The 23,424-nt window shown below is 44.1% G+C and carries 19 protein-coding genes; 9 read left to right on the top strand and 10 right to left on the bottom strand.

Going from position 1 to position 23,424, the window contains the following annotated elements; translation table 11 throughout:
- Positions 1 to 53 precede the first annotated feature (53 nt).
- From gigB to AC4MBN_RS11670, 3 genes are all read left to right on the top strand, one after another.
- On the top strand, positions 54 to 572 hold the full coding sequence (gene gigB / locus AC4MBN_RS11660) for an anti-anti-sigma factor GigB (protein ID WP_004783532.1): 519 nt from the start codon (positions 54 to 56) through the stop codon (positions 570 to 572).
- Between the two features lie 20 nt (positions 573 to 592).
- Positions 593 to 1,420, top strand: coding sequence for a carbon-nitrogen hydrolase family protein (locus AC4MBN_RS11665; protein ID WP_419365712.1), 828 nt, complete (start codon positions 593 to 595; stop codon positions 1,418 to 1,420).
- Positions 1,421 to 1,538: 118 nt separating this feature from the next.
- Positions 1,539 to 1,964 (top strand): organic hydroperoxide resistance protein, encoded by a 426-nt coding sequence (locus AC4MBN_RS11670; RefSeq protein WP_159123044.1) that lies wholly within the window; start codon positions 1,539 to 1,541, stop codon positions 1,962 to 1,964.
- 173 nt (positions 1,965 to 2,137) lie between these two features.
- Here the strand turns inward: AC4MBN_RS11670 and gspE are convergent, their stop codons facing one another.
- Positions 2,138 to 3,625, bottom strand: a complete 1,488-nt coding sequence (gene gspE, locus AC4MBN_RS11675) for a type II secretion system ATPase GspE (RefSeq protein WP_491880250.1) — start codon at positions 3,623 to 3,625, stop codon at positions 2,138 to 2,140.
- Positions 3,626 to 3,718: 93 nt separating this feature from the next.
- On the opposite strand from gspE, the gene AC4MBN_RS11680 reads away from it, so the two are divergent.
- Both AC4MBN_RS11680 and AC4MBN_RS11685 read left to right on the top strand, forming a co-directional pair.
- Positions 3,719 to 4,549, top strand: coding sequence for a DUF432 domain-containing protein (locus AC4MBN_RS11680; RefSeq protein WP_419365710.1), 831 nt, complete (start codon positions 3,719 to 3,721; stop codon positions 4,547 to 4,549).
- A 9-nt stretch (positions 4,550 to 4,558) separates the two neighbouring features.
- Complete coding sequence (locus AC4MBN_RS11685; protein WP_180015546.1) at positions 4,559 to 5,482, top strand: mechanosensitive ion channel family protein; 924 nt, start codon at positions 4,559 to 4,561, stop codon at positions 5,480 to 5,482.
- Positions 5,483 to 5,632: 150 nt separating this feature from the next.
- Here the strand turns inward: AC4MBN_RS11685 and AC4MBN_RS11690 are convergent, their stop codons facing one another.
- On the bottom strand, positions 5,633 to 8,338 hold the full coding sequence (locus tag AC4MBN_RS11690) for a DUF2339 domain-containing protein (protein ID WP_491880251.1): 2,706 nt from the start codon (positions 8,336 to 8,338) through the stop codon (positions 5,633 to 5,635).
- Between the two features lie 161 nt (positions 8,339 to 8,499).
- Here AC4MBN_RS11690 and polA point away from each other — a divergent pair, with 161 nt between their 5' ends.
- Entirely contained in the window at positions 8,500 to 11,265 is a 2,766-nt protein-coding gene (gene polA / locus AC4MBN_RS11695; RefSeq protein WP_419365708.1) for a DNA polymerase I, read from the top strand.
- 148 nt (positions 11,266 to 11,413) lie between these two features.
- On the opposite strand, the gene AC4MBN_RS11700 is transcribed toward polA, so the two are convergent.
- The 5 genes from AC4MBN_RS11700 to ppx are packed head-to-tail and all read right to left on the bottom strand — an operon-like array spanning position 11,414 to position 16,534.
- Complete coding sequence (locus AC4MBN_RS11700; RefSeq protein ID WP_004783550.1) at positions 11,414 to 11,983, bottom strand: YggT family protein; 570 nt, start codon at positions 11,981 to 11,983, stop codon at positions 11,414 to 11,416.
- A 32-nt stretch (positions 11,984 to 12,015) separates the two neighbouring features.
- On the bottom strand, positions 12,016 to 12,846 hold the full coding sequence (gene proC, locus AC4MBN_RS11705; RefSeq protein WP_419365707.1) for a pyrroline-5-carboxylate reductase: 831 nt from the start codon (positions 12,844 to 12,846) through the stop codon (positions 12,016 to 12,018).
- Positions 12,847 to 12,848: 2 nt separating this feature from the next.
- Positions 12,849 to 14,222, bottom strand: coding sequence for a tRNA lysidine(34) synthetase TilS (gene tilS / locus AC4MBN_RS11710; protein WP_491880252.1), 1,374 nt, complete (start codon positions 14,220 to 14,222; stop codon positions 12,849 to 12,851).
- Positions 14,159 to 14,983 carry an acetyl-CoA carboxylase carboxyltransferase subunit alpha gene (locus tag AC4MBN_RS11715; protein WP_004783557.1) on the bottom strand — a complete coding sequence of 275 codons (825 nt, stop codon included), beginning with the start codon at positions 14,981 to 14,983 and terminating at the stop codon, positions 14,159 to 14,161. Before AC4MBN_RS11715 ends, tilS begins: the two co-directional genes overlap by 64 nt.
- 30 nt (positions 14,984 to 15,013) lie before the next feature.
- Positions 15,014 to 16,534 carry an exopolyphosphatase gene (gene ppx / locus AC4MBN_RS11720; RefSeq protein WP_491880253.1) on the bottom strand — a complete coding sequence of 507 codons (1,521 nt, stop codon included), beginning with the start codon at positions 16,532 to 16,534 and terminating at the stop codon, positions 15,014 to 15,016.
- Between the two features lie 261 nt (positions 16,535 to 16,795).
- Here ppx and trxA point away from each other — a divergent pair, with 261 nt between their 5' ends.
- The 3 genes from trxA to AC4MBN_RS11735 all read left to right on the top strand — a co-directional run bounded on the left by trxA (position 16,796) and on the right by AC4MBN_RS11735 (position 19,402).
- Complete coding sequence (gene trxA / locus AC4MBN_RS11725) at positions 16,796 to 17,122, top strand: thioredoxin (protein ID WP_005233946.1); 327 nt, start codon at positions 16,796 to 16,798, stop codon at positions 17,120 to 17,122.
- 321 nt (positions 17,123 to 17,443) lie between these two features.
- A complete protein-coding gene (gene rho, locus AC4MBN_RS11730) occupies positions 17,444 to 18,712 on the top strand; it encodes a transcription termination factor Rho (RefSeq protein WP_004783562.1) in 1,269 nt (422 codons plus the stop codon).
- A 402-nt stretch (positions 18,713 to 19,114) separates the two neighbouring features.
- Positions 19,115 to 19,402, top strand: a complete 288-nt coding sequence (locus AC4MBN_RS11735) for a hypothetical protein (RefSeq protein ID WP_005233936.1) — start codon at positions 19,115 to 19,117, stop codon at positions 19,400 to 19,402.
- A gap of 88 nt (positions 19,403 to 19,490) precedes the next feature.
- Here the strand turns inward: AC4MBN_RS11735 and AC4MBN_RS11740 are convergent, their stop codons facing one another.
- From AC4MBN_RS11740 to pheS, 3 genes are all read right to left on the bottom strand, one after another.
- Positions 19,491 to 19,787: an integration host factor subunit alpha gene (locus tag AC4MBN_RS11740; RefSeq protein WP_004783565.1), complete on the bottom strand. Its 297-nt coding sequence runs from the start codon at positions 19,785 to 19,787 to the stop codon at positions 19,491 to 19,493.
- Positions 19,784 to 22,165 carry a phenylalanine--tRNA ligase subunit beta gene (gene pheT, locus AC4MBN_RS11745; RefSeq protein ID WP_419365705.1) on the bottom strand — a complete coding sequence of 794 codons (2,382 nt, stop codon included), beginning with the start codon at positions 22,163 to 22,165 and terminating at the stop codon, positions 19,784 to 19,786. Before pheT ends, AC4MBN_RS11740 begins: the two co-directional genes overlap by 4 nt.
- A gap of 135 nt (positions 22,166 to 22,300) precedes the next feature.
- On the bottom strand, positions 22,301 to 23,281 hold the full coding sequence (gene pheS / locus AC4MBN_RS11750) for a phenylalanine--tRNA ligase subunit alpha (protein WP_034703065.1): 981 nt from the start codon (positions 23,279 to 23,281) through the stop codon (positions 22,301 to 22,303).
- Positions 23,282 to 23,424 lie beyond the last annotated feature (143 nt).

Genomic DNA, 23,424 nt, shown 5'->3' on the forward strand with positions numbered 1-23,424 from the left:
ATCTATAGACCCTATGGGATAATTTAATATCCTTCTCTGCAAATGGCATTTATATGTCAACAGGTCATGTTGAATATGCAAGCTTGAATGGAACGCATATTTTTAAGCTTATCGGCGAAGTGCGGGCCCAATCTTGTATTAGTCTAGACAAATTACTGAACAAACTTGAGCAGCAGGACAACGTTGTTGGCGCAATTGTTGATCTGACTGAAACCAGCTTTATTGACAGCACTGTACTGGGTGTCCTAGCAAAATTAGGACTTAAACTTAAGCAGCTCCATAAGATCCAGGCGGTGATGTTGTCGACTAACTCTGATATCACGACTCTGGCCAACAGTATGGGCTTGGGGCAGGTCTTTGTCATTTTGGATTACTGCGGTGATTCAAATGTATGTACCCGTAAACTTATGGAAGAACATGTGACGCATCAGGCAATGTTGAAAACTGTTCTGGATGCACACAAGACTTTAATGCGGTTAAATCAGAGCAACCAGAATATGTTTGAGCCCTTGGTCAAACAGTTGCAAAAAGAACAAGATAATCTAGATCAAGTGTCTGAACAAAAGGTATGAACACACAATAAGGAATCCCTATGACTTTACTTTCTGTTGCACAAATGAATTCCCAAAATGAAATTGAGCAAAATTTCATGACCATCGAATCATTAATTCAACAAAGTAAAGCAAAAGGCGCTGAACTTATTGTCTTTCCTGAAAATTTCGTCTGTTTTGCTGCTGGTAAGCAGCGCGAAACTGCTGCTCAGTTCGAGAGCATTCAACAACGTCTGGAACAACTGGCGCATCAATATCAGATCTGGATTATCGCGGGGACATTACCCTGTCCTTATCGTCCTGATGGTTCGATTATTGAAGATGGCCGGGTTCGAACCGTAAGCCTATGTATTAGCCCAGAAAAAACTGAAGCCCGCTATGACAAAATTCACCTCTTTGATGTACAGGTCGGTGATGCTGTGGGTGGCTATCAGGAATCCCAATTTTTTGAACCAGGTACTGATGTCGTCGTTGCGAAAACACCTTTTGGCAATATTGGCATGATGGTTTGCTATGACCTGCGATTCCCTGAACTTGCGCTTCATTTACGTGCCCAAAGCGCGAATATTTTAACTGCACCATCTGCCTTTACTTACACCACTGGCCAAATGCACTGGCAATTATTATTGCAAGCACGTGCTATGGATACCCAATGCACAGTTCTCGGTGCTGCTCAACAGGGTTGGCATGGTGAAAAACGTCAAACTTGGGGACATGCCGCTGCCACAAACAGCCGTGGTCAACTTCTCGATATGGTGCATGCGGAAGGCGCACAGATTATTACGGTTGATTTTGATTTGACTGGGCAGGCCAAAGTGCGTGAGTCTATGCCACTCATGCAGCATCGCAAGCTACTAAAGTTCTCTTAAGTCAGACTTTTTACCGCATTCTCATTCGCTTGCATAAATTAACAAAATCCCTGCTTATTCTTCCCTAGAAATTATGGAGCATAGAAGTTCCATAAAAGAACAAGCAGGAAATACTCTCATGTCATTAGAAAAAGCAGTATATACCGCACGTGCCAAAGCTACAGGCGGTCGAGATGGCCGTGCAACCTCTGACGATCAGATTCTGGATGTGAAACTGGCAGTGCCTAAGGAAATGGGTGGCCCAGGTGGCGGGACCAATCCTGAACAATTGTTCGCTGCAGGTTATTCAGCCTGTTTTTTAGGTGCCATGAAGTTTGTTGCCAACAGGGATAAAATCAATATTAGCAAAGATGCCTATATTGAAGGTGAAGTTGGCATTGGCCCAATTCCTACCGGTTTTGGTATTGAAGTGACTTTAAATGTTCATTTAGAAGGAATGGAACAGGAAGAAGCACAAAAACTGGTCGATGCCGCACACATCGTTTGTCCTTACTCAAATGCAACCCGAAACAATATTGATGTTACTTTGAATGTCATCACCTAAGTCTACATAAGCATTCCACTCTCTATCCTGAAAAATCAGAAGTCATTTCAGGATAGAGCTGATCATTCTTATAAAATTTTGATCAAAATTGCTTTATGCTATTTAATAGAAAAATGATCATTTGAGATATTTATTTAAGAAAACAGTGCCTTCCTATCCCATCGAATAAAAATTTACTCTGCCGCCTCATTGGTTACACGCAGAACTTCTTCAATGGTCGTTTTCCCAGCCAGCACTTTACGTAAACCATCATCGCGAATTGAACCTGATTGCTGACGTGCATAGGTTTCCAGCTCATATTCAGCCGCATTACTATGAATTAGACGACGCATATGTTCATCAACCGGTACAATTTCATAAATGGCAGTACGTCCACTAAAGCCGGTATTCCCACAGCGTTCACAACCGTGCAGTTGAGGTAATCTCAACTCCTGTGGATGCTCAATATGTTCAAACAGATTCTGTTCAAATGCATCTGCATCCTTCCAGGTCGCACAATGCGGACATAAGGTACGTACCAGACGCTGAGCAACTACCCCAATTAAAGAGCTTGATAGCAAGAATGGCTCAATTCCCATGTCTTTCAGACGGGTCACTGCACCAATCGCAGTATTGGTATGCAGCGTTGATAATACCAGGTGACCTGTCAGTGAGGCCTGAACTGCAATTTCTGCAGTTTCCAAATCACGGATTTCCCCCACCATGACCACATCCGGATCCTGACGCAACATGGCTTTTAAGGCACGGGCAAAGGTCATATCGACTTTGGTATTTACCTGAGTCTGACCAATCCCTTCTAACTGATATTCTACTGGATCTTCAGCAGTCAGAATATTTTTGGAACCATCATTCAGATCAGAAAGTGCTGCATATAAGGTAGTGGTCTTACCCGAACCGGTAGGTCCAGTCACCAGAATAATACCATGAGGACGATGCACCAAGGTCTTGAGTCGATCATAATCATTATTCATCAAGCCCAGATGAGTCATATTCAGACGGCCAGCCTGCTTGTCCAGCAAACGCATCACCACCCGCTCCCCATAAGAGGATGGCAAGGTCGAAACACGGACATCGACTTCACGACCTGCCAGACGCAAGGAAATACGTCCATCCTGAGGAATACGTTTTTCTGCAATGTCCAGCTTGGCCATGACCTTGATCCGTGATACCAGTAATGGCGCCAGCTCACGACGTGGCTGCACAATTTCACGCAACTGCCCATCGACACGCAAGCGTACGGAAAGTCGTTTTTCGAAAGATTCCACATGGATATCTGAGGCGCCAACACGGATCGCTTCCGACAACAAGGCATTGATCAGACGGACAATAGGCGCATCATCTTCCTGATCCATCAGGTCTTCGGCTTCAGGAACCGAATCGGCAAGGCTTAATAAATCAGGATGATCTTCCAGACCGGCAGCCACCTGCTGTGACTCACCGCTATCGCCGGCAAAACTGGAACTGAGTAACTGATTGAATTCTTGTTCTGTACAATGTTGATACTGAGCCGGATGACCCAGCAAACGGCGTGCTTCCTGTAATGCAAGCATAGACGTATTGTCACGACGGACAATAAAAGCCTGATCTCCCTCATAACGCAACAGCACACCATGACGTTTCGCAAAGCTATACGGGATTTGTAATTGTTTCAGTACTTGCATCGCAGATTATAATAATGATGAAAAAATTTAAATTGAGTGTACTCTAAGCATATGACAGCGTGAAGTATGTTTTCAAAGATTTAGCAAGAAAGGATGCCAACATTGCCCCTAGATCAAGAGGAATTGAACCTGCAGTCTCCCAGAATTCAATGGTGGGGAGAGCAAAGTTTTGAAATTAACGAGTCCAAGGCCTGGCAATTTGGCTCACTACTCTTTCGTTTGACCCGGGGTTTACAGGAATGGCGGCTAGAATATTATCGCCCGACGGTTCAGTACGATTATGAACAGCAATGGCATCAGATCAGTGATCCACTGTTTGCATTTCCGACCCCAGTGAAAATTGAACGTTATATGTTCAAATCTACCCAAAGCAAGTTACAGCTTATGCCTCGTCTGGCGAATCGCTCTGTGGTGATTAAACCGGTTGATCCGATTTATATTCCAGCCGGACAACGTGGAACGCTCTATATCAGCACCCCGCTATGGATTGCCGGTTTTGTCGAAGGTCAACGTGAACCAATTTTTGATCTTCCAGTGATTTTACCAAAAGACACCTGGTTTGGGCCCAATCACCGTTCCGGTGAAATTTGCTATGCTACCGCAGTCGACGGAAGAACCGAGCTAGAACAATTACGTCCTCGTGCATTCCGTGCTGTGACTCCAATTGAATTTCATAATACCAGTCACAAGCAACTACGTTTCGATCGTATGAATGTTCCAGTACCTGCATTACCTCTCTTTTATAGTGCCAGCACTGAACGTCTGTGGACCTCGCAGATTAAGGTTTTGCATGAAGGTCTGGATCGCCCACCCCGTATCCGGGTGGAAAACCGTACTCCGCCCAATGCGGGTGAAGTGGATTATTTACACCCACCGCGTGATCCGGCGGGAAATTTATTTAATATGTTTGATTCATTTTTCTAAGAGCGTGTGATGCCAAATTCGAATATTCCAACCGAAGTCACCAACAGTCTCAAGGGAGTATTTACCAATATTAATACCGATCGCCTGACTGAAATTGTCGTCGCGGTTGTGCTGTGTTTTATTGGTTTCCTGATCGCACGTTTTTTTTCGAATGCTTTTATCCGTACTATTGGTATACGCTTTAATGCGCATCAGCAAATGGTCTGGCGCCGCGGGATTTTCTACTTTATTTTCCTGCTGTTTGTGATGGCGAGTTTGAAGGAAGCCGGATTTAAACTCAGTGTCTTTCTCGGTGCAGCAGGTATTTTAACCGTCGCACTGGGTTTCGCATCCCAAACCTCTGCATCCAACCTGATCAGCGGTATCTTCCTGATTGGTGAAGGATCTTTTGAGGTCGGTGATACCATTCAGATTACACTGATTCGTGGACATACCGTTGAAGGTGAAGTGATTTCGATTGATCTGCTCTCGGTCAAACTGCTTACCCAAGATAATATCTATGTACGTTTGCCGAACGAACAACTGATTCGGGCTCCGGTACATAACCTGTCCAAGTTTCCAATCCGGCGTATTCCGATTACCTTGGCTATTAATTTTCATGAAGACATCATCAAGGTGCGTGAAGTACTGCTGGATGTTGCCAATAAATATCCACTTGTTCTGGCCGATCCAAAGCCTGCAGTCACAGTCACCGCCTTCCGTGAATCTTCGATTGAACTTTTGTTTGCGATTTGGTGTCAGCAGGAAAATTATCTAAAAGTCCGCGATGAAATGCAGGAACGGATTCGAAATGGCTTTCTCGATAACCAGATTGAAATTCCGGTACCAAAAATGGGCTTTGTTGATCATCCATTGGCTCGTCCACTGGAAAATGAAGATATTGATCAATATGCCAATGAGAAGGAGCTGAAGAGAGAGCCGGATTTAAAATAACTTTTTTTAAATTCCTCCTCACCTCCCTTTACTAAGGGAGGAACTGTCATAAAAAGCCTGTCTTTCTCTTACACATCGCTTAAAGCAGTGCTTTAAGCTCGTTCAGGATTTGGGGAGATTAAATTAATACTCAAATCTAGTAATTTAGATTCAAACCCTCTTCTCCCCCTCCGGCATCGGTGCAATATACGCAATCAGTAGCATCACCCCACCGGCCAGCAAGAATGAAATTACGCGTGTCAGTGTACCGGTATGAGACAGGTCGAATAACACCAGCTTCAAGCTGACAATGACCAGAATACTCCCCCCTAATATCCACATCGGTTTAAGCCTTTTCAGGGTGGCGGTCCACATGGTTGCCCAAGCCAGCAATACCCAAAGAATCGTCAGGCTTAACTGTACTGTGGCATTACTCCACAATTCCAGACTATTGAATGGTGTTTGCAGATAGATATGTAGAGCCCGTAATACAATATAGCTCGATAGCCATAACAGACTTAGCACCATCAGTACAGACATCATACCGCGATCGTGTCCTGCCCGAATCTGCTGCAACAGCATCCATAGGAAACTGGCAAGCATGGCCAGACTGATTAGGTCAAATGGATTGAATAGAGGTAACCAGTAATATTGAAAAGCTTGCTGGTTAAACAGCTGTGAGCTTATTAACCAAGTCCCCATTAATACTAAACAGTTTTTACTTTGCCAGAGTAAGCGCCACTCTGAATTTTCTTTTTGTCGGTAACACCAGAACCAGAATACCAGAGGCAGAATTACCATACTAAGATAAGGCATGCTCGGTATTAGGCATACACTGGCCAATGCCAGACTGGCAAATACCCCAAAGCTCATCCACTCTTTGGATAAATCAATCCCTTTCACCGGTCTTAGCCATAAAGCAGCCAGTAATAATGATGAAAGTACAAAGATTCCACGCTCCAAAGCACTTGGCCAGACCAGAATCCCATTTTCGCTATGATCAACAGCCAGCAAAATCGCAATGATCACCAATGGCGTAAGCCCACTCCACTTTGGCAATAACCAGCACCATTCCTGATGCTTGCGCTGTATGATTTCACTTAGAACCGTATAACCTAGTGCAAGACTAAATAAGCTATAAATATAGGCCTGCTCATGAGCAAATTCATCTTCAAGCAAGGCAAACAACATCAAAGTCGCAGCAAAACTGAGAATACTCAGAAAACTGATACTTAAGCTATTGAGCTGCTGGCGGTATTTGGCTTTAAGCTGACTAAGGAAGACGACGGCGACATAACAGAAGCTGAGAATCCAGAAAATTTTCCGCGGTGTGGGATTAAGCTCAATCAGATAGTAAACACTACTGAAACCTGCCATGATCAGCAGTCCCATACTCAGGTAATGCGCAACCCGAATATTCTTTTCCAATGCCCAGAGATAAATCAGGACTCCTTCAACCGCCCAACCGACTACGCTCCACTGCTCTGTCAATAAAATGGGTGGAACCAAAGCCAGAAAGATCAACATCAGGCTCAGATAACTTTGAGAAATGACCTGAATACTTTCTCTGCGACGCACTAAAGTCCAACAGATTGCAAATATCCCGGCAAATAACAGACTAAGCCCGGCTTGCCAAAGCTTCTGATCAGGCTGATTGAAATGAATCAGATACAGGAAAATATAGGCGGTAATCGGTGCAGCGAAAATCAAGGCAAGATCTAGAACTGGTTTTAAACGAAAACGCGAAAGATCCTGCTTGGCCAGTAACTGGCTAAAACGAAAGCCCAGCCAGATGAATACCGCACTATGTGCCAGAATCAGAGCTGTCATGGTATAACGCTCGTATGTATGACCATGAATCAGGCTATACATCCCACCTACTATGACTGTGACCAGAAAGGCAATCTGGTTCAGGATTTTCCAGGGCCGCAAACTGCTGAGTAACAGCACGCCGATATTAATCAGCAGATAATAACTGATGAACTCAACCGCAGAAGCATCCCGGGTCGGCAAGGTAAACGGCGCCAGATAGGCAATGAATAAGGCCATGACTGCCAGTTCAATACTTTCCTGTTTCAAGCTTAAGTACAGCGTAATTGCCAAAATGACCAAGAACACCAGAGCTGCGAGTGGCAACGTAGCAATCACCAGGTTGTAATAAGCAAAGAACAAGGTCAGAAATAGTGCCCCTAATCCCAAGCCTTCCAGTGCCAGACCAAAACTACGGTTTTTAGCGATCAGGGTATAACCCAATCCAGTCACAACAACAGCAGATAAAGCGACCAGTCCTAATTTTACCGCCAGGCTCAGCTGCCAGTGCTCTGTTGCAAAACGGAGTAATAAAATAATCCCAATGACCAGAATCGTGATCGCGGCTTTGAGAACCGGATTTCCACGAAAAATCCATTGTTGGATCTGAGCCAGCAATTGTGGTTGCTCTGGACTAGCTTGAGCAGCAATAGGTAAAGGAATATCTGGTTGAGTGATTTCTGGATGTGTCTGATCTGCTGACCGGTAACGAGATTGCAACTGGACAATATTACGTTCCAAACGTTGTAGCCAGCGTAATAGAAAGAAAATCCAGGCGGTAATACCAATCCCCATCAGCCAGTTAAGCTCAGTCACGCCTCCGACAACGGCGATAATAGAAGAAATATACAGTGGTATTTTAGAATTGGCTGGCACAATCACCTGCATCGGTGCTGCCAGATCCCGCACGGGCGCTTCAATGGCACTGATATATTGCATCACGCTGATCAGAAAACCCAGACCAGTGAGATAAGTCACGATCTGCAATTCCAGATACCATGCACTTATCCCTACAATCACCAGACTAATCAGCCAGATCATACGCAATTCATTTTGCCCTGCCGTCATTCTTCTCGTTCTCGTTCCTTAACCATGTCATCATACAACAGCTTGTACTGCTTATTTCATCTTCACCCGATATTCGCTAAGCTGTAGAAACCGACTTGCCCCTGCGAGTGCAGTAAAAATCACGTACAATAAAACTGTTTTTTGAATAAGGAATTGATTACATGCCACCATTTGTCTTGGTCGATGGCTCTTACTTTTTATTTCGTGCCTTTCATGCACTACCACCATTAACCACGTCAACCGGCCTGCACACCAATGCAATTCGTGGTGCGATTTCTGCTATTCAAAAACTAATGCGCCGTACCCAGCCAACACATATGGCGGTAATTTTCGACACGCCTGAACCGACTTTCCGTCACGAGCTATCACCTATTTATAAAGGTGACCGTCCAAGCATGCCGGAAGAACTGTCACAGCAAATTCCATACCTACATGCCTTGATTCGCGCTTTGGGCATCCCCCTGCATATGCTGCCAGGTGCGGAAGCCGATGACATCATTGGTACACTGGCTAAACGCGCTGAAGCTTTAGGTCATCAGGTGCTGATTTCAACCGGTGATAAAGATATGGCACAGCTGGTGACTGATAAAGTGACCTTGGAAGACAGCTTCAAAGAAAAACCGATGGATGTTGATGGGGTTTTTGAAAAGTTTGGCGTATGGCCAAACCAGATCATTGACTACCTGACCCTAATGGGCGATGCCTCAGATGGCATTATGGGTGTGCCTGGGATCGGGGCGAAAACAGCAGCCAAATTACTCAATGAATATGGCTCGATTGGTGGCATTCTGGAAAATGTCGACAAGATCAAAGGTAAAGTTGGTCAGAATATTAAAGACAATACCGATGGCATTGCACTGGATCATCAGTTGGCCAGCATCATTTGCGATCTGGATTTAAGCTTCACTTATGATGACCTGAAACTTCAGGATCCAAATGTAGAAGCTTTGCGTAATCTGTATACCGAACTGGAATTCCGTAACCAGCTGCAATCCCTAGATCATCCGAATAATCCAAACAACCGTAATTATAAACAGGCTACTCAATCGATTACTGCTAAAGCAGCACCTGAACCTCAGGAAGCCGATGACCAGCAGGCAACACTGAGCAGTGATAATGATCAGCTTGGAGAAGCGACGTATCATACTGTATTAACTCAGGAAGATTGGGACAAGCTGTTTGAACGTTTAAATACTGAAAAACGCTTTGCTTTTGATACTGAAACCACCAGTCTGGATTATCGTATTGCACAGATTGTTGGTTTTTCGGTGGCTTTTGATGCACAGGATGCCTATTACGTACCGCTAGCACATGATTATGAAGGTGCTCCAGAACAGCTCAATCGTGAAGAAATTCTGGCTCAGATCAAACCGATTCTAGAAAATGAAGCCATTCAGAAAATTGGCCACCACCTGAAATATGATGCGCATGTTCTGGAAAATCACGGCATTCATCTAGCAGGCTGGTATTTTGATACTATGCTGGCTTCTTATGTGCTCAACTCGGTTGCCACCCGTCATGGCATGGATGATGTAGCCCGTCTGTACTTAAGCCACTTAACCACGACCTATGAACAGGTGGCAGGTAAAGGCGCCAAACAGAAAACTTTCAATAAAATCGAGATCGAAACCGCAGCACACTATGCCTCAGAAGATGCGCATGTGACCTATCGTCTGTTTGAAGTACTGAGCAAAAGACTGCAGGCTTATCCTGAACTGGTCAATATCCTGCACAATATTGAAATGCCTGTAGCCCGTGTGCTGACCAGCATGGAAGAAAATGGCATCCGACTGGATCTGGCTTTCCTGGATCAACTCGGTTGTGAGTTTGCCCAAACCATGCAGAATCTAGAAAATCAGATCACTGAAATAGCCGGTGAAGCGTTTAATGTCAGCTCTCCTAAACAGGTCGGTGAAGTTCTGTTTGACAAACTGGGCCTGAAAGGTGGCAAAAAGACCTCTACCGGTCAGTACAGCACCAGTGAAAGTGTACTGGAAAAGCTGGAACACCCGATTGCTGAACTGATTCTAGAATATCGCGGTCTGTCCAAACTGAAAAGCACCTATACCGATGGTCTATGCAAGCAGGCCAATAATGAGACTCATCGTGTACATACCAGTTATCATCAGGCACTCACAGCCACTGGCCGTTTATCGTCTACTGATCCAAACTTGCAGAACATTCCAATTCGTGCGGAAATCGGACGTCAGATTCGTAAGGCCTTTATTGCGCCCGAAGGTCGTGTCTTACTCGCAGCCGATTATTCACAGATTGAATTGCGTCTGATGGCACATTTATCTCAGGATGATGCGCTAGTAGATGCCTTTAACCATGGACAGGACGTACATCGCCGTACCGCAGCTGAAGTTCTGGGCATCCCGCTCGAAGAAGTAACCAATGATCAGCGTCGTCAGGCTAAAGCCGTGAACTTCGGTCTGCTCTATGGCATGTCTGAATTTGGCCTGACTCGTCAGTTAGGTTTTACTCGTCAGGAATCCCAGGAATATATCAAACAGTATTTCCGTCGTTATCCGGGGATTTATGAATATATGCAGCGTACCCGTCAGGTGGCATTGGAACAAGGCTTCGTTGAAACCATTCTAGGCCGCCGTTTATACACACCTGATATCGATGCCCGTAACATGATGGTCCGCAAAGCCGCTGAACGTGCTGCGATTAATGCACCATTACAAGGTTCGGCTGCAGACATCATTAAAATGGCAATGATTGAGGTTGATAAAATGCTACCTAAAGATCAAGCCAAAATGCTGCTACAAGTGCACGATGAACTGGTATTCGAAGTTGATGAAGCGATTGCAGATGAACTGGCACCTCAACTGGCTGAAGTGATGCAATCTGTGATTGAAATCTCTGTGCCTCTGGTCGTGGAAGTCGGTAAAGGCATGAACTGGGATGAAGCGCATTAATACTAAAGGTCCTTCCTCCTTTTAGGAGGAAGGTTGGGATGGAGGTTATTTAAATTTATAGACCTCACCCTAACCCTCTCCTACAAGGAGAGGGAATTTTCTTGAAATAAAAAAGGACGCCTAAGTGTCCTTTTGATTTGGAATCTGATTAAAGACCGGTTAGCAACACAATTGCCACCTGGTTCATAATCATTTCAATTACGATCAGTGCCAAAATTGCCAGAATTGGAGACAGATCGATCATTCCCATATTCGGCATGATACGGCGGAACGGTGCTAATAATGGTTCTGCAAGTTCTTGAACCACTTCAATATAAGGTGAGCGGGATTGCGTAAACATCACCACCCAGCTCAAAATAATCGTTGCAAAAATCAGGTAACGACAGAAGCGGATCAAATCCTGCATCATGGTGACGAAGGTTAGAATAAGCAAATGGATTGGACCATTTGGCATTCCCCCGGACAAATACATGATGCCAAAAATTTTCAGCAAATACAGCACGACTAAAAGTGCCAGTGCAGCAGTATTCACCCGGCCTTTACCTGCGGTTGGGAAAATACGCCCAAACACATCTACAATTTTAGTCGCTTTGACAGTAGATAGAACGACAGGATTATAAGGACTCACCGCGGCCAATTGCATTAAAAAGCGGAAGAATACGAGCAAAATCGCGACGTTAATGATAATGCCAAAAATTAGCGCAGAATTTGCACCCATACTTGAACGTTCCTAAAAATTAAACTGATAGATTATTTGCTATTGTCACTGAGCTCTTGGGCCAGTTCCTGACTACGTTTTTGCGCAGCAGCAAGCGCTGCCTGAATATTCTGAGAAATCTGCGCGCGATCAAACACTTCCAATGCCGCTTGAGTTGTACCATTCGGAGATGTGACATTCTTACGCAGCTCTGCTGGTGTATTAGAACTGGTGATCGCCATTTGCGCTGCCCCCAAAGCAGTTTGCAATGTCAATGCAGTGGCTACTTTTTCATCCAGACCTAAATTCTTGCCTGCACGAATCATGCTTTCCATCATATAGAAGAAATAAGCAGGTCCTGAACCAGACACAGCAGTTACGGCATCAATCTGAACTTCTGAGTTTACCCAAATTGTCAGGCCGGTAGAAGCCAAAACCTGACTCGCCAGCTCACGGTCTTCTGCACCCACTTCTTCATTAGCAAATAAACCATGTGCACCTGTCTGTACCAGTGCGGGTGTATTCGGCATCACACGGACAATACGGTCAGTGCCCAATAGCGCAGATAGTGTTGCAATCTCGGCACCCGCAACGATTGAAATCACCAGCTTGCCATCAAGTAAACCTTGAAGTGGTTTTAACACACCAGCTAAAACCTGTGGTTTGACTGCAAACAGGACGATATCTGCATCTTTAATAGCAGCAATATTATCATCGGTGACATTCACTGCTTTTTCTGCAAGAAGTAAGCGTACTTTCTCAACCGGATCAGAAACTGTAATACGCGTTGCTGGCAACCCCTGCGAAATCAGCCCGCCGATCAAGGCTTGAGCCATATTACCGCCACCAATAAAACTAATATTACAATTTAAAGCTGCACTCATGTTTAATGCTCGTCGTTGAATTCTAAAGTTGAAGAAACCGAAATGGGTAGCCACCCCCCTGCTTCACAATATGCAGATTGAGCTAACCAAAATCCTTTAGGTGTAAACACGCCTAGCATAACATTATCTGTGCTTAATATTTGAATAGTATGCCGAGTCCAGGGAAATATTTGCGCTTCCTGAATGGCTTTTTTGAGCGGCCAGTGCCCCACCCGGCCATAGAGATGAATTTTTTCACCCCCCTTCCGTTGCCGCAAATACAAGGGTTGTCCTAATAAAGTGGGAGATAATCCTATCTCAGCCCTTTGAATCCCGAATTGACCAGAAGGAAGATGAATCTGATCTTTATTCTGTAAAATGATCTGCTGTTCGGCTACGTTTAGCTGTTGGTCAGCCAGATAAACTTCAGCTTTTAGTCGATGCAACTGCTGCTGATAACGCACATAGTAATAACCCGACCAATGTAGCGCTGCCTGAGCATCTGGTTTCGCTTCGATTACTTCGGCCTGTACACGCTCCACCATGTCCAGAGAGGGACGATATTGTCCCTTGCCTTTCATCCAGACCGAGAGTAACTGGCGCTGCCGTGCTTTGGATAAACTTGAGAGAGGAGATAAATTGAGAATTTCGTCGTTACCACAGAGTTTCAGATCCTGCTCCAATACTTCTTGCAGAATATTTTGTGCATCCTGCATCAGTTCACTAGTACGTGCCAAGGCAGATTGCATTTTCGGGTAACGATGACTTAATACTGGCCATAGCACCTGACGTGCCCAAGCCCTATCATAATGAGTATCCTGATTGGTCGGATCTTCAATATTCTGGATATTTAAATCTGCTGCCCATTGGCAAATCTGCTCACGGGAAATATCCAGCAGTGGCCGCCAAATGGTTAAATCGTGGCGGATATCGATCGCTTTCATCGCAGCCAGACCATCAATCCCTGCCCCAGAAAGTAAGCGCAACATCAAAGTCTCTGCCTGATCCTGCTGATGGTGAGCCAAGACCAGAATTTCATTAGGTTGGAGATGCTGTAGATAAGCTTGATAACGCGATTGGCGAGCCTGAGATTCCAGATTACCACTGGCAATATGGACGGGCTGAATGATGCAAGGAATATTTAGTTGCTGACACTGATGCTGGACAAAAGTGCCCCATTCAGCACTAACACTTTGCAGTTGATGATCAACATAGATCGCGCGGATTTTTTCCGGGCACAAAAAAAACATCAGATGCAGCAACAGCATAGAATCCACGCCGCCACTGCATCCGATTAAAAATTTTGTTTCTACAGGAAATTCCTGCAGTTGCTTTAAGATGCCAGACCTAAATTGTCGCTGCCAAACTTCATTAAACGCTGGTAACGTGCTTCGCATCGTGCTTGTGGTTCCATTGCTTGCAGTTCATTTAAAGCTTCTTTCAGGACTGCTTTCAGTTGGTACATGACTTCATCCGGATCCAGATGTGCACCTTCACCTTCATCAACGACGTATTCAACAATGCCCATCTTTTGCAATTTTTCTGCAGTCAATGCCAAAGCTTCACTGGCCTGTTCGGCTTTTTCTGCAGTTTTCCACAGAATTGAGGCACAGCCTTCTGGTGAAATCACTGAATAAATACTGTGAGAGAGCATCACCACACGATCTGCCACACCAATCCCAAGTGCACCACCGGAACCGCCTTCACCCAGAACAGTGGCAATTACAGGCACTTTCAGATTAGAAAGTTGTGCCAAACTTGACGCAATCGCTTCAGCCTGACCACGCTCTTCTGCACCCACACCTGGGTAAGCACCCATGGTATCAATAAAGGTAAAGACTGGCAGATTAAAACGTTCCGCCATATCTAACAGACGCTGAGCCTTACGGTAACCTTCCGGGTTACTCATGCCAAAATTATGCTGTAATTTTTCACGGGTACTACGACCACGGTGCTGACCCACGATCATCACTGGTTGTCCATCGAAACGTGCCAGACCACCGATCATTGCGCCATCATCACCATAGAGACGGTCGCCATGCAAAGCATCAAATTCAGTGAATATTTCACCTACATAGTCCAGAAATTGTGGACGTTCCGGATGACGAGCAATCTGTACTGTCGTCCATGCTTTTGATGGGGTAGCTTTATTTTTCATAGGTCAACCGTTTTCATCCCTATAAAGGTATTAATTAACAAATTGTTCAGATTGAACCGAGAGCTCGATCTCCCAATTTTTAAACTGCACCTGTTCATCATGCAGTTCAGCAATCAGTAATGGCCATTGTTTGGCATCACCAGAAATGCTGAGCTGCCATTGTTGCGCATTCTTGACCTTAAGTTCAATGGCAGGAAGCATCTCATCGCTACGGCTGTGATTGACCAAAACCGCCAGACGTAACAGCAAACACAGCTGTAAAAGTTTAGTTCCGCCGACTTTCATCACATCATGCTTGGCATCAGCGCGCAATTTACGGCGATGATGTGCGACCAAATGTGACAAATAATTCTGATCTACCTGCGAAAAACCGGCAATGTCAGAATGTTGCAATAAATAGGCACCGTGGCGGTGATAACCGCTATGACTGATCGCCAAACCAATTTCATGCAAATAAGCGGCGCGACGGAGTAAATCACTATCTTCACTATATAGACCAAGATCAGCTGCTACATCATCAAACAGTTTTTGTGCAGTCTGCACTACACGTTCGGCCTGCTTGGCATCGGCATTATAACGACCAATTAAGGCATGAACAGAACGATCACGGATATCTTCATGCTTGAAACGACCCAAGAGGTCATACATCACGCCTTCACGCAATGCGCCATCTGAATAGACCAGATGTGGGATATTCAGTACATCAAATACTGCATATAAAATGGCAATTCCTGCAGGTAAAACTGCACGACGGTCATCTTTCAGACCTTCAAACTCCATGTCCGAAACATGCTTATATTTGAATAATTTATCTTTAAGTTTTTCCAGACCTTCACGGGTGAGCTGTTCTTTATCATTGCTCCAGCCCATATTGACACAGATCTGACGACAGGCTTTGATCGTACCACTCGAACCAACGACTGCATCCCAACCGGCAGATTTATAAGTATTGGCAATGCCTGAAATTTCTTTACGTGCCGCAGTCACTGCCTTATCAAAGGCTTTATGGGTGATTTCACCATCAGCAAAGAATTTCTTGGTAAAAGTCACACATCCCATCTGCACAGATTCGGTATGAATGGGTTCGAATTCTTCCCCAATAATCAGTTCAGTCGAACCCCCACCGATATCTACCACCAGACGACGGCCAGTATTGGCCATGGTATGTGACACACCGAGATAAATTAGACGCGCTTCTTCGCGACCAGCAATAATTTCAATCGGTTTTGGTAAAATTTCAGCTGCTTTCTGAATAAATTCATGACCATTTTTGGCCTGACGCAAAGCATTCGTTGCCACAATCCGTAAACGGTTCGGTTGTACCGATCCCAAGCGTCCGACAAAACGGGCCAGACAAGCCAAACCGCGCTGCTGTGCGGCTTCAGTCAAATTTTTATTTTCATCCAGTCCCGCAGCAAGTTGAACCTTTTCTGACATTGATGCGACTTTTTTCACTTCGCCATGATCCACCCGGGCAATCGCCAAATGAAAACTGTTTGATCCCATATCGATGGCTGCGAGTAATTCTTCATCAATCAAAAAATCAGACATTCTAGAAATAAACCTTTTAAGAATTGTGCTTAGAGTAATTCACAACCATGCAATTTAAAAGCCATTTGTCAGGACAATTTCGCGTAATTATTTTTTTCATTTATAGGACAATTGTATGAGGCGATGGTGACTATCGTGATCATCCATTAGACAAAACAACATTAAAGCTTGAAAATTTACAGATTCCCCTACATTGTTAAAGATGGCTATGTAATACTAATAATTATAGTTATCTTTATAAAATTAATTCTGGAGCACTCCATGTCTGGCAACATCGTAAACACTACTGACGCAAACTTCGAAGCAGACGTTCTTCAATCAGACGTTCCTGTACTGGTTGATTTCTGGGCTGGCTGGTGTGCGCCATGTAAAGCTATTGCCCCTGTACTTGAAGTATTGGCTGATGAATATCAAGGCAAAGTAAAAATTGTCAAAGTTGACGTAACATCTTGCGAACAAACTGCTGTGAATTTCAATATCCGTAACATTCCAGCTTTATTGATGTTCAAAAATGGTGAAGTGGTAGCGACTCAAGTCGGTGCAGCACCAAAATCTAAATTAACTGCATTTATTGATCAAAACATCTAAGCATAAAATGCTCAACTAAAAATACGCGACCAAAGGTTGCGTATTTTTTTCGTCTATAAATTGACAAAAACCCGTTTCTCTCTTATATTTCAACTTCAAGAGATAAAGGATGCTAAATCCTGTCAGTTTCTTACAAGACACATTACATAACATGCCGCTCGGCAATAGAAATTGTTTTCACATTTCTCTTTGAAACAATCAAACAGACCTCTGAATTGTTCTTGTGCAAATTCAATTGCTTTCGTTTGAATGCTTATATGCGGCCGAATGTTACTCCCTTTCTAACCTATACCTTAGAACTTTGATTCTATCTGACCACCTATGAATTTAACCGAACTCAAGAAAAAACCGATTGGCGAACTCATCAAGATTGCCGAGTTTATGGGCCTTGAAGGTATGGCTCGTAACCGTAAGCAAGACATTATTTTTGCCATCTTAAAACGCCATGCGATGAATGGCGAAGAGATTTTTGGTGATGGCGTTCTAGAAATTTTGTCAGATGGTTTTGGCTTCTTACGCTCTGCAGCAGGTTCTTATTTGGCAGGTCCTGACGATATCTATGTCAGCCCATCACAAATTCGCCGCTTTAACCTGCGTACTGGTGACACCATTACGGGAACCATTCGTCCGCCTAAAGAAGGTGAACGTTATTTTGCTTTGCTTAAAGTCAATCAGATTAACTACGATACCCCGGAAAATTCACGTAACAAGATCTTGTTCGAAAACTTGACTCCATTGTTCCCTACTGAACAATTAGTGATGGAACTTGGTAATGGTACGACTGAAGATTTAACTGCACGTGTGGTCGATCTAGTGGCACCAATTGGTAAAGGTCAACGTTCGATTATCGTAGCACCACCAAAAGCTGGTAAAACCATGCTGTTACAAAACATCGCTCAATCGATTGTTCGTAATAACCCTGAATGCTTCCTGATTGTCCTTCTGATTGACGAACGTCCTGAAGAAGTCACCGAAATGGAACGTACTGTTCGTGGTGAAGTGGTCGCTTCTACCTTTGATGAATCGCCTGCCCGTCACGTTCAAGTGGCTGAAATGGTGATTGAAAAAGCTAAGCGTTTGGTCGAGCACAAGAAAGATGTGGTGATTCTGCTGGATTCGATTACCCGTCTGGCACGTGCATACAACACTGTGATTCCTTCATCAGGTAAGGTATTAACTGGTGGTGTAGATGCACATGCACTTGAACGTCCAAAACGTTTCTTTGGTGCGGCACGTAATATTGAAGAAGGTGGTTCACTAACTATCATTTCTACAGCACTGATTGAAACCGGCAGTAAAATGGATGAAGTGATCTACGAAGAATTCAAAGGTACCGGTAACCAGGAAATCACGCTGGATCGTCGTATTGCAGAAAAACGCGTCTTCCCTGCGATGAATATCAAAAAATCGGGTACGCGTCGTGAAGAACGTTTGATGTCCGAAGACAAACTGCGTAAAGTTTGGATTTTACGCAAACTTCTGCATACCCAAGATGAACTGGTCGCGATGGAATTCCTGCTTGACCGCATGAAAGAAACCAAAACCAATGATGATTTCTTTGATCAGATGAAACGCAAAGCGTCGAATTAAAATTATCGGAAAGGTCACCATTCAAGGTGGCCTTTTTTATGGTTGACGTATGTTACACAATGAAACAATGTACTGAGATATCTGTAAACTTATTTTTAAGTTTTTGATTATTAAAATAAACAGATAAATAACTGTATAATTTTTATAAGCTTAATAAGCCTTTCTCCAATCTATATCTTTCAATTAATTGTTATTTTCTGTTAAAAAACCCTTAATTTTTATCGTTTTTTCACTGTTTTTGATGTTCCCCTAGTAGCAATTAAAAATGCGCAGTGATAGCATATTTGCAGACCAGTTAGACTGCTCCTGCGTTGTTAGTCCCTAACACTATTAGGAATAATAAAAGCATATTACAGCCTGACTTTGGTTTTTTTTAATCTCAATTTTTTAGAGAGTGATGCCATGTTATTCAAAAAAATCGCTATTGCTGCTGCAGTTGCTACTACTTTAGCTTTCGTTGGTTGTGCTAAAAAAGCTGACGACGCTGCTGCTGACGCTAACCAAGCTGCTTCTGAAGCTGTAGAAGCTGCTTCTGAAGCTGAAGCTGCTGCTGACGCTGCTGCTGTAGAAGCTACTTCTGAAGTTGCTGCTTCTGACGCTGCTGCTGTTGCTGAAGCTGACGCTGCTGCTGCTGTTGCTACTGACGCTGCTGCTGACGCTACTGCTGCTTCTGAAGCTGCTGCTCAATAATCTTTACGATTATTCAGTACAAAAAAGAGAGCCTTTGGCTCTCTTTTTTTATGTAATAAATAAAAATTTTAGGTATAAAAAAAGCAGATCAATTGATCTGCTCATTCCCCACACGTTGACGGAACTTCTGCCCCGCGCGGAACGTAACAACACGGCGTGCAGAAATCGGAATCTCTTCACCCGTCTTCGGGTTACGGCCTGGACGTTGGCGCTTATCACGTAACTCAAAGTTACCGAAACCCGATAATTTTACTTGTTCGCCCGAGATTAGCGCTTGGCTAATCTCGTCGAAAAACAACTCGACCATTTGTTTAGCTTCACGACGGTTTAAACTCGTGAGCTCACTTAAATGATCAGCCATTTCTGCTTTTGTTAATGCTGTCATGAAGCCCTCAATGTCGCTTGGTAAGTGTTTTCCAACACCTGAAGGATATTATCCATACCTGATTTAATTTCAGCATCTTCCAGTGTACGGCTTGGATGCTGCCAGAGAAGTGCAAATGCCAGTGAGCGTTTCCCTTCTTCTACTCCTTGTCCAGTGTACACATCGAACAACCATGTCGAGCCTAGAAGCTCTCCACCTGTTTTTTCGATAAGTCCCTGAATTTCGCTAACATTAATCTTATCACTAATTAAAAGCGCAATATCACGTCGAACCGATGGAAAACGTGATAATTCTGTAAAATTAGATACATAAGTTTGCAAAACAGCCGATTGATCTAATTCAGCGACCCAAGTCGTCGCCAAATCGAGCTCGTCTTCAAGTGAGGGATGTAAACGACCTAAATAACCAATTGACTGACCATTCACTAAAATTTCAGCAGATTGACCAGGATGTAACCAGCTACGTTCAGAACGTACATATTCCACATTCAGACGCGCAGCTGCCAGAATTTCCTCAATATCACCTTTGAAGTCAAAGAAATCCATTGACTGCGCTTTACCATGCCAAGTTTCAGGCGTACGTGAACCAGTAGCAATCAAGGCAAAAGTTGGAATCTGTTTCAGATCATGAATTGAAGCCGCATCCTGATAATCAAATCGCAAACCGAGTTCGAAGAAACGTACACGGTTCTGCTGACGGTTAACGTTGTACTGTACGCATGGAATCAGGCTAGACAGTAAAGTTGAACGCATCACCGCCAAATCGCTTGAAATTGGGTTCGCCAAAGCTAATGGATTGACTTCTGGATTTAACTGTTTTTCCAGTTTCAGGTCGGCAAAACTGAAGCTGATCGCTTCCTGATAACCCAAGGTTACGGCTGTTTGACGAAGCTGAGTCAGTTCGAATTGGTCTTCATATTTCGCCAGTTTCACATCGATCACAGGCAAGCTGATTTGAATATTGTCATAACCGTGAATACGGGCAACTTCTTCAATCAGGTCTTGGTAAATTGCCATGTCATAACGGTGTGACGGAGGAACCACTGACCACTGACCTTCAGCTTTTACAGTGACGCTACAGCCTAAACGCGTTAAAGCATCTGTAATGAAATCTGATTCAACTGTATAACCTAATAGTTGATCGACCTGCGCTTGTTCTAACTCAATCGCTTCACGCTTTGGTAACAGCTCTGTTTTTTCAGCTACAATAATTGGACCAAACTCACCGCCTGCAAGCTCAGCAATCAACTGAGAAGCACGATGCATTGCAATCATAGGCAATTCGAAATCGACACCACGTTCATAACGTTGTGACGCATCAGTATGTAGACCGAAACGACGGGCACGGCCAGCAATATGCAATGGCGCGAAGAATGCTGATTCTAGGAAGATTTCAGTAGTTTCATCAGTTACTGATGAAGACAAGCCCCCCATAATCCCTGCAATCGCTAATGCTTTTTCAGCATCTGCGATCACCATCACGTCGTCTTGCAGTTCAACTTCCTGTTCGTTAAGCAGAACAAGTTTTTCACCTGCTTTGGCTTGACGTACATGCACTGAACCCTGAACCTTGCCACCATCAAATGCATGCAGAGGTTGACCCAGTTCCATTAATACATAGTTAGTGATATCGACCAAAATGCTGTGTTGACGGATGCCAGCACGTACTAAAGCTCGTTCCATCCACTCAGGGGTTGGTGCTTTGGTATTGACGTTTTTGATCACACGACCGAGGTAACGTGGACAACCTTCAGTTTCAACAACGACTTGCTTTTGATCGGCGATGGTTGCAGCTACTTCTTTAATTTCAGATGGAGTTACCGGCAACTGGTTAATCACACCAATTTCACGTGCGATCCCGCGAATGCTGAAACAGTCACCACGGTTCGGGGTGATGCTGATATCAATCACGTTGTCATCAAGGTCTAAATATTCACGAACATTTACACCGACTGGTGCATCTGCAGGAAGCTCTAACAGACCATCAATTTTGTCTTCAAGATCGATTTCTGAAGCGCCACATAGCATACCTTGTGATTCAACACCACGCAGTTTGCCTTTCTTGATTTTAAAATCGCCTGGTAATACTGCACCGATAGTGGCTACGGGCGCTTTCATACCGGCACGTACGTTAGGTGCACCACACACGATTTGCAAAGGCTCACCTGAACCAATGTTTACAGTGGTAACACGTAAACGGTCTGCATCCGGATGCTGTTCGACTGTCAGGACTTCACCAACAACCACACCTGTAAACGGTTTTGCCGCAGGTGCAATTTCATCCACTTCAAGACCAAGCATAGTCAGTTGGTCAGACAGTTTTTCGCTATCGATGGCTGGGTTAACCCATGTGCGCAGCCAATTTTCGCTAATTTTCATTTATAAAAACCTGTAATTTCAATCTCTAGAATCCCCCTCTGACTCCCCCTTTTTCAAAGGGGGAGAACTCCTATCTTTTCTCAGAGTCCCTCTCCTTTTTTAAAGGAGAGGTTAGGAGAGGATTAAATAAAAGTTTTAAGCAAACTGGCGTAAGAAACGCACATCGTTTTGATAGAACATACGCAGGTCATTAATGCCATAACGCAACATTGCAAAACGTTCTACACCTAAACCAAATGCAAAGCCTTTGTATTTGTCTGGATCAATGCCCGCAGCGCGAAGTACATTTGGATGCACCATACCGCAACCCAAAACTTCTAACCATTTGCCACGCTCATCCATAATGTCCACTTCAGCACTTGGCTCAGTGAACGGGAAATAAGACGGACGGAAACGCACTTTCAAATCTTTTTCGAAGAATTCGTTTAGCAGGTTTACCAATAAACCTTTTAATTCAGCAAAGCTGGTATTTTCAGCAACGTATAAGCCTTCGATCTGATGGAACATTGGTGAATGTGTCTGGTCAGAGTCACAACGGTATACACGGCCTGGGCACACGATACGAATTGGTGGCTGCTGGGTTTCCATGGTACGAATCTGCACACCTGAAGTATGCGTACGCAATAGATGGTTTACATCAAAGTAGAAAGTGTCATGCATGGCACGTGCAGGGTGATGGCCTGGAATATTCAATGCTTCGAAGTTGTGATAGTCATCTTCAACTTCTGGACCAGTCGCTACTGTGAAACCTGCTTTGGTAAAGAATTGACAGATACGTTCTTGTACTTGGGTCACTGGGTGGATGCTGCCCACCTGTTGGCCACGACCGGGCAAGGTAATATCAATTGTTTCACTAGCAAGCTTTTGCTCTAGTGCAGCTTTTTGCAGTTCAGCCTGACGTTGTGTCAAAGCACTAGTGATGGCTTCACGAACTGCATGAATTTGTGCCCCGAACGCTTTACGTTGTTCAGGATCCATTTTCCCCAGCGACTTAGATTGTTCCGCGAGCTGGCTTTTTTTCCCCGTAAATTGCACTCGTACTTGATCAAGTGCAGCAAGGTCTTGAGCTGCTGCAATCGCAGCGAGCGCTTCAGTGGTCAGGGCTTCCAGTGACATAGTAACTCTCAAAGCAACAGGTTAGAAATATTTTTAAAAACCCCATATTCTAACAGTTTTTAGGCGAGTTGATGAAGTGCGCTTTTAATGAAAATTAGAATAGCATCATGAATTATAAAAAGTATAAGATAAACATAATATCA

The sequence above is a fragment of the Acinetobacter sp. CAU_H_60 genome, from assembly GCF_058599385.1.

What these genes read in the sequence shown, in the direction of transcription:
- gigB (WP_004783532.1), top strand. Translation starts at nt 54, where the DNA reads ATGTCAACAGGTCATGTTGAATATGCAAGCTTGAATGGAACGCATATT.
- AC4MBN_RS11665 (WP_419365712.1), top strand. Translation starts at nt 593, where the DNA reads ATGACTTTACTTTCTGTTGCACAAATGAATTCCCAAAATGAAATTGAG.
- AC4MBN_RS11670 (WP_159123044.1), top strand. Translation starts at nt 1,539, where the DNA reads ATGTCATTAGAAAAAGCAGTATATACCGCACGTGCCAAAGCTACAGGC.
- gspE (WP_491880250.1), bottom strand. Translation starts at nt 3,625, where the DNA reads ATGCAAGTACTGAAACAATTACAAATCCCGTATAGCTTTGCGAAACGT.
- AC4MBN_RS11680 (WP_419365710.1), top strand. Translation starts at nt 3,719, where the DNA reads ATGCCAACATTGCCCCTAGATCAAGAGGAATTGAACCTGCAGTCTCCC.
- AC4MBN_RS11685 (WP_180015546.1), top strand. Translation starts at nt 4,559, where the DNA reads ATGCCAAATTCGAATATTCCAACCGAAGTCACCAACAGTCTCAAGGGA.
- AC4MBN_RS11690 (WP_491880251.1), bottom strand. Translation starts at nt 8,338, where the DNA reads ATGACGGCAGGGCAAAATGAATTGCGTATGATCTGGCTGATTAGTCTG.
- polA (WP_419365708.1), top strand. Translation starts at nt 8,500, where the DNA reads ATGCCACCATTTGTCTTGGTCGATGGCTCTTACTTTTTATTTCGTGCC.
- AC4MBN_RS11700 (WP_004783550.1), bottom strand. Translation starts at nt 11,983, where the DNA reads ATGGGTGCAAATTCTGCGCTAATTTTTGGCATTATCATTAACGTCGCG.
- proC (WP_419365707.1), bottom strand. Translation starts at nt 12,846, where the DNA reads ATGAGTGCAGCTTTAAATTGTAATATTAGTTTTATTGGTGGCGGTAAT.
- tilS (WP_491880252.1), bottom strand. Translation starts at nt 14,222, where the DNA reads ATGCGAAGCACGTTACCAGCGTTTAATGAAGTTTGGCAGCGACAATTT.
- AC4MBN_RS11715 (WP_004783557.1), bottom strand. Translation starts at nt 14,983, where the DNA reads ATGAAAAATAAAGCTACCCCATCAAAAGCATGGACGACAGTACAGATT.
- ppx (WP_491880253.1), bottom strand. Translation starts at nt 16,534, where the DNA reads ATGTCTGATTTTTTGATTGATGAAGAATTACTCGCAGCCATCGATATG.
- trxA (WP_005233946.1), top strand. Translation starts at nt 16,796, where the DNA reads ATGTCTGGCAACATCGTAAACACTACTGACGCAAACTTCGAAGCAGAC.
- rho (WP_004783562.1), top strand. Translation starts at nt 17,444, where the DNA reads ATGAATTTAACCGAACTCAAGAAAAAACCGATTGGCGAACTCATCAAG.
- AC4MBN_RS11735 (WP_005233936.1), top strand. Translation starts at nt 19,115, where the DNA reads ATGTTATTCAAAAAAATCGCTATTGCTGCTGCAGTTGCTACTACTTTA.
- AC4MBN_RS11740 (WP_004783565.1), bottom strand. Translation starts at nt 19,787, where the DNA reads ATGACAGCATTAACAAAAGCAGAAATGGCTGATCATTTAAGTGAGCTC.
- pheT (WP_419365705.1), bottom strand. Translation starts at nt 22,165, where the DNA reads ATGAAAATTAGCGAAAATTGGCTGCGCACATGGGTTAACCCAGCCATC.
- pheS (WP_034703065.1), bottom strand. Translation starts at nt 23,281, where the DNA reads ATGTCACTGGAAGCCCTGACCACTGAAGCGCTCGCTGCGATTGCAGCA.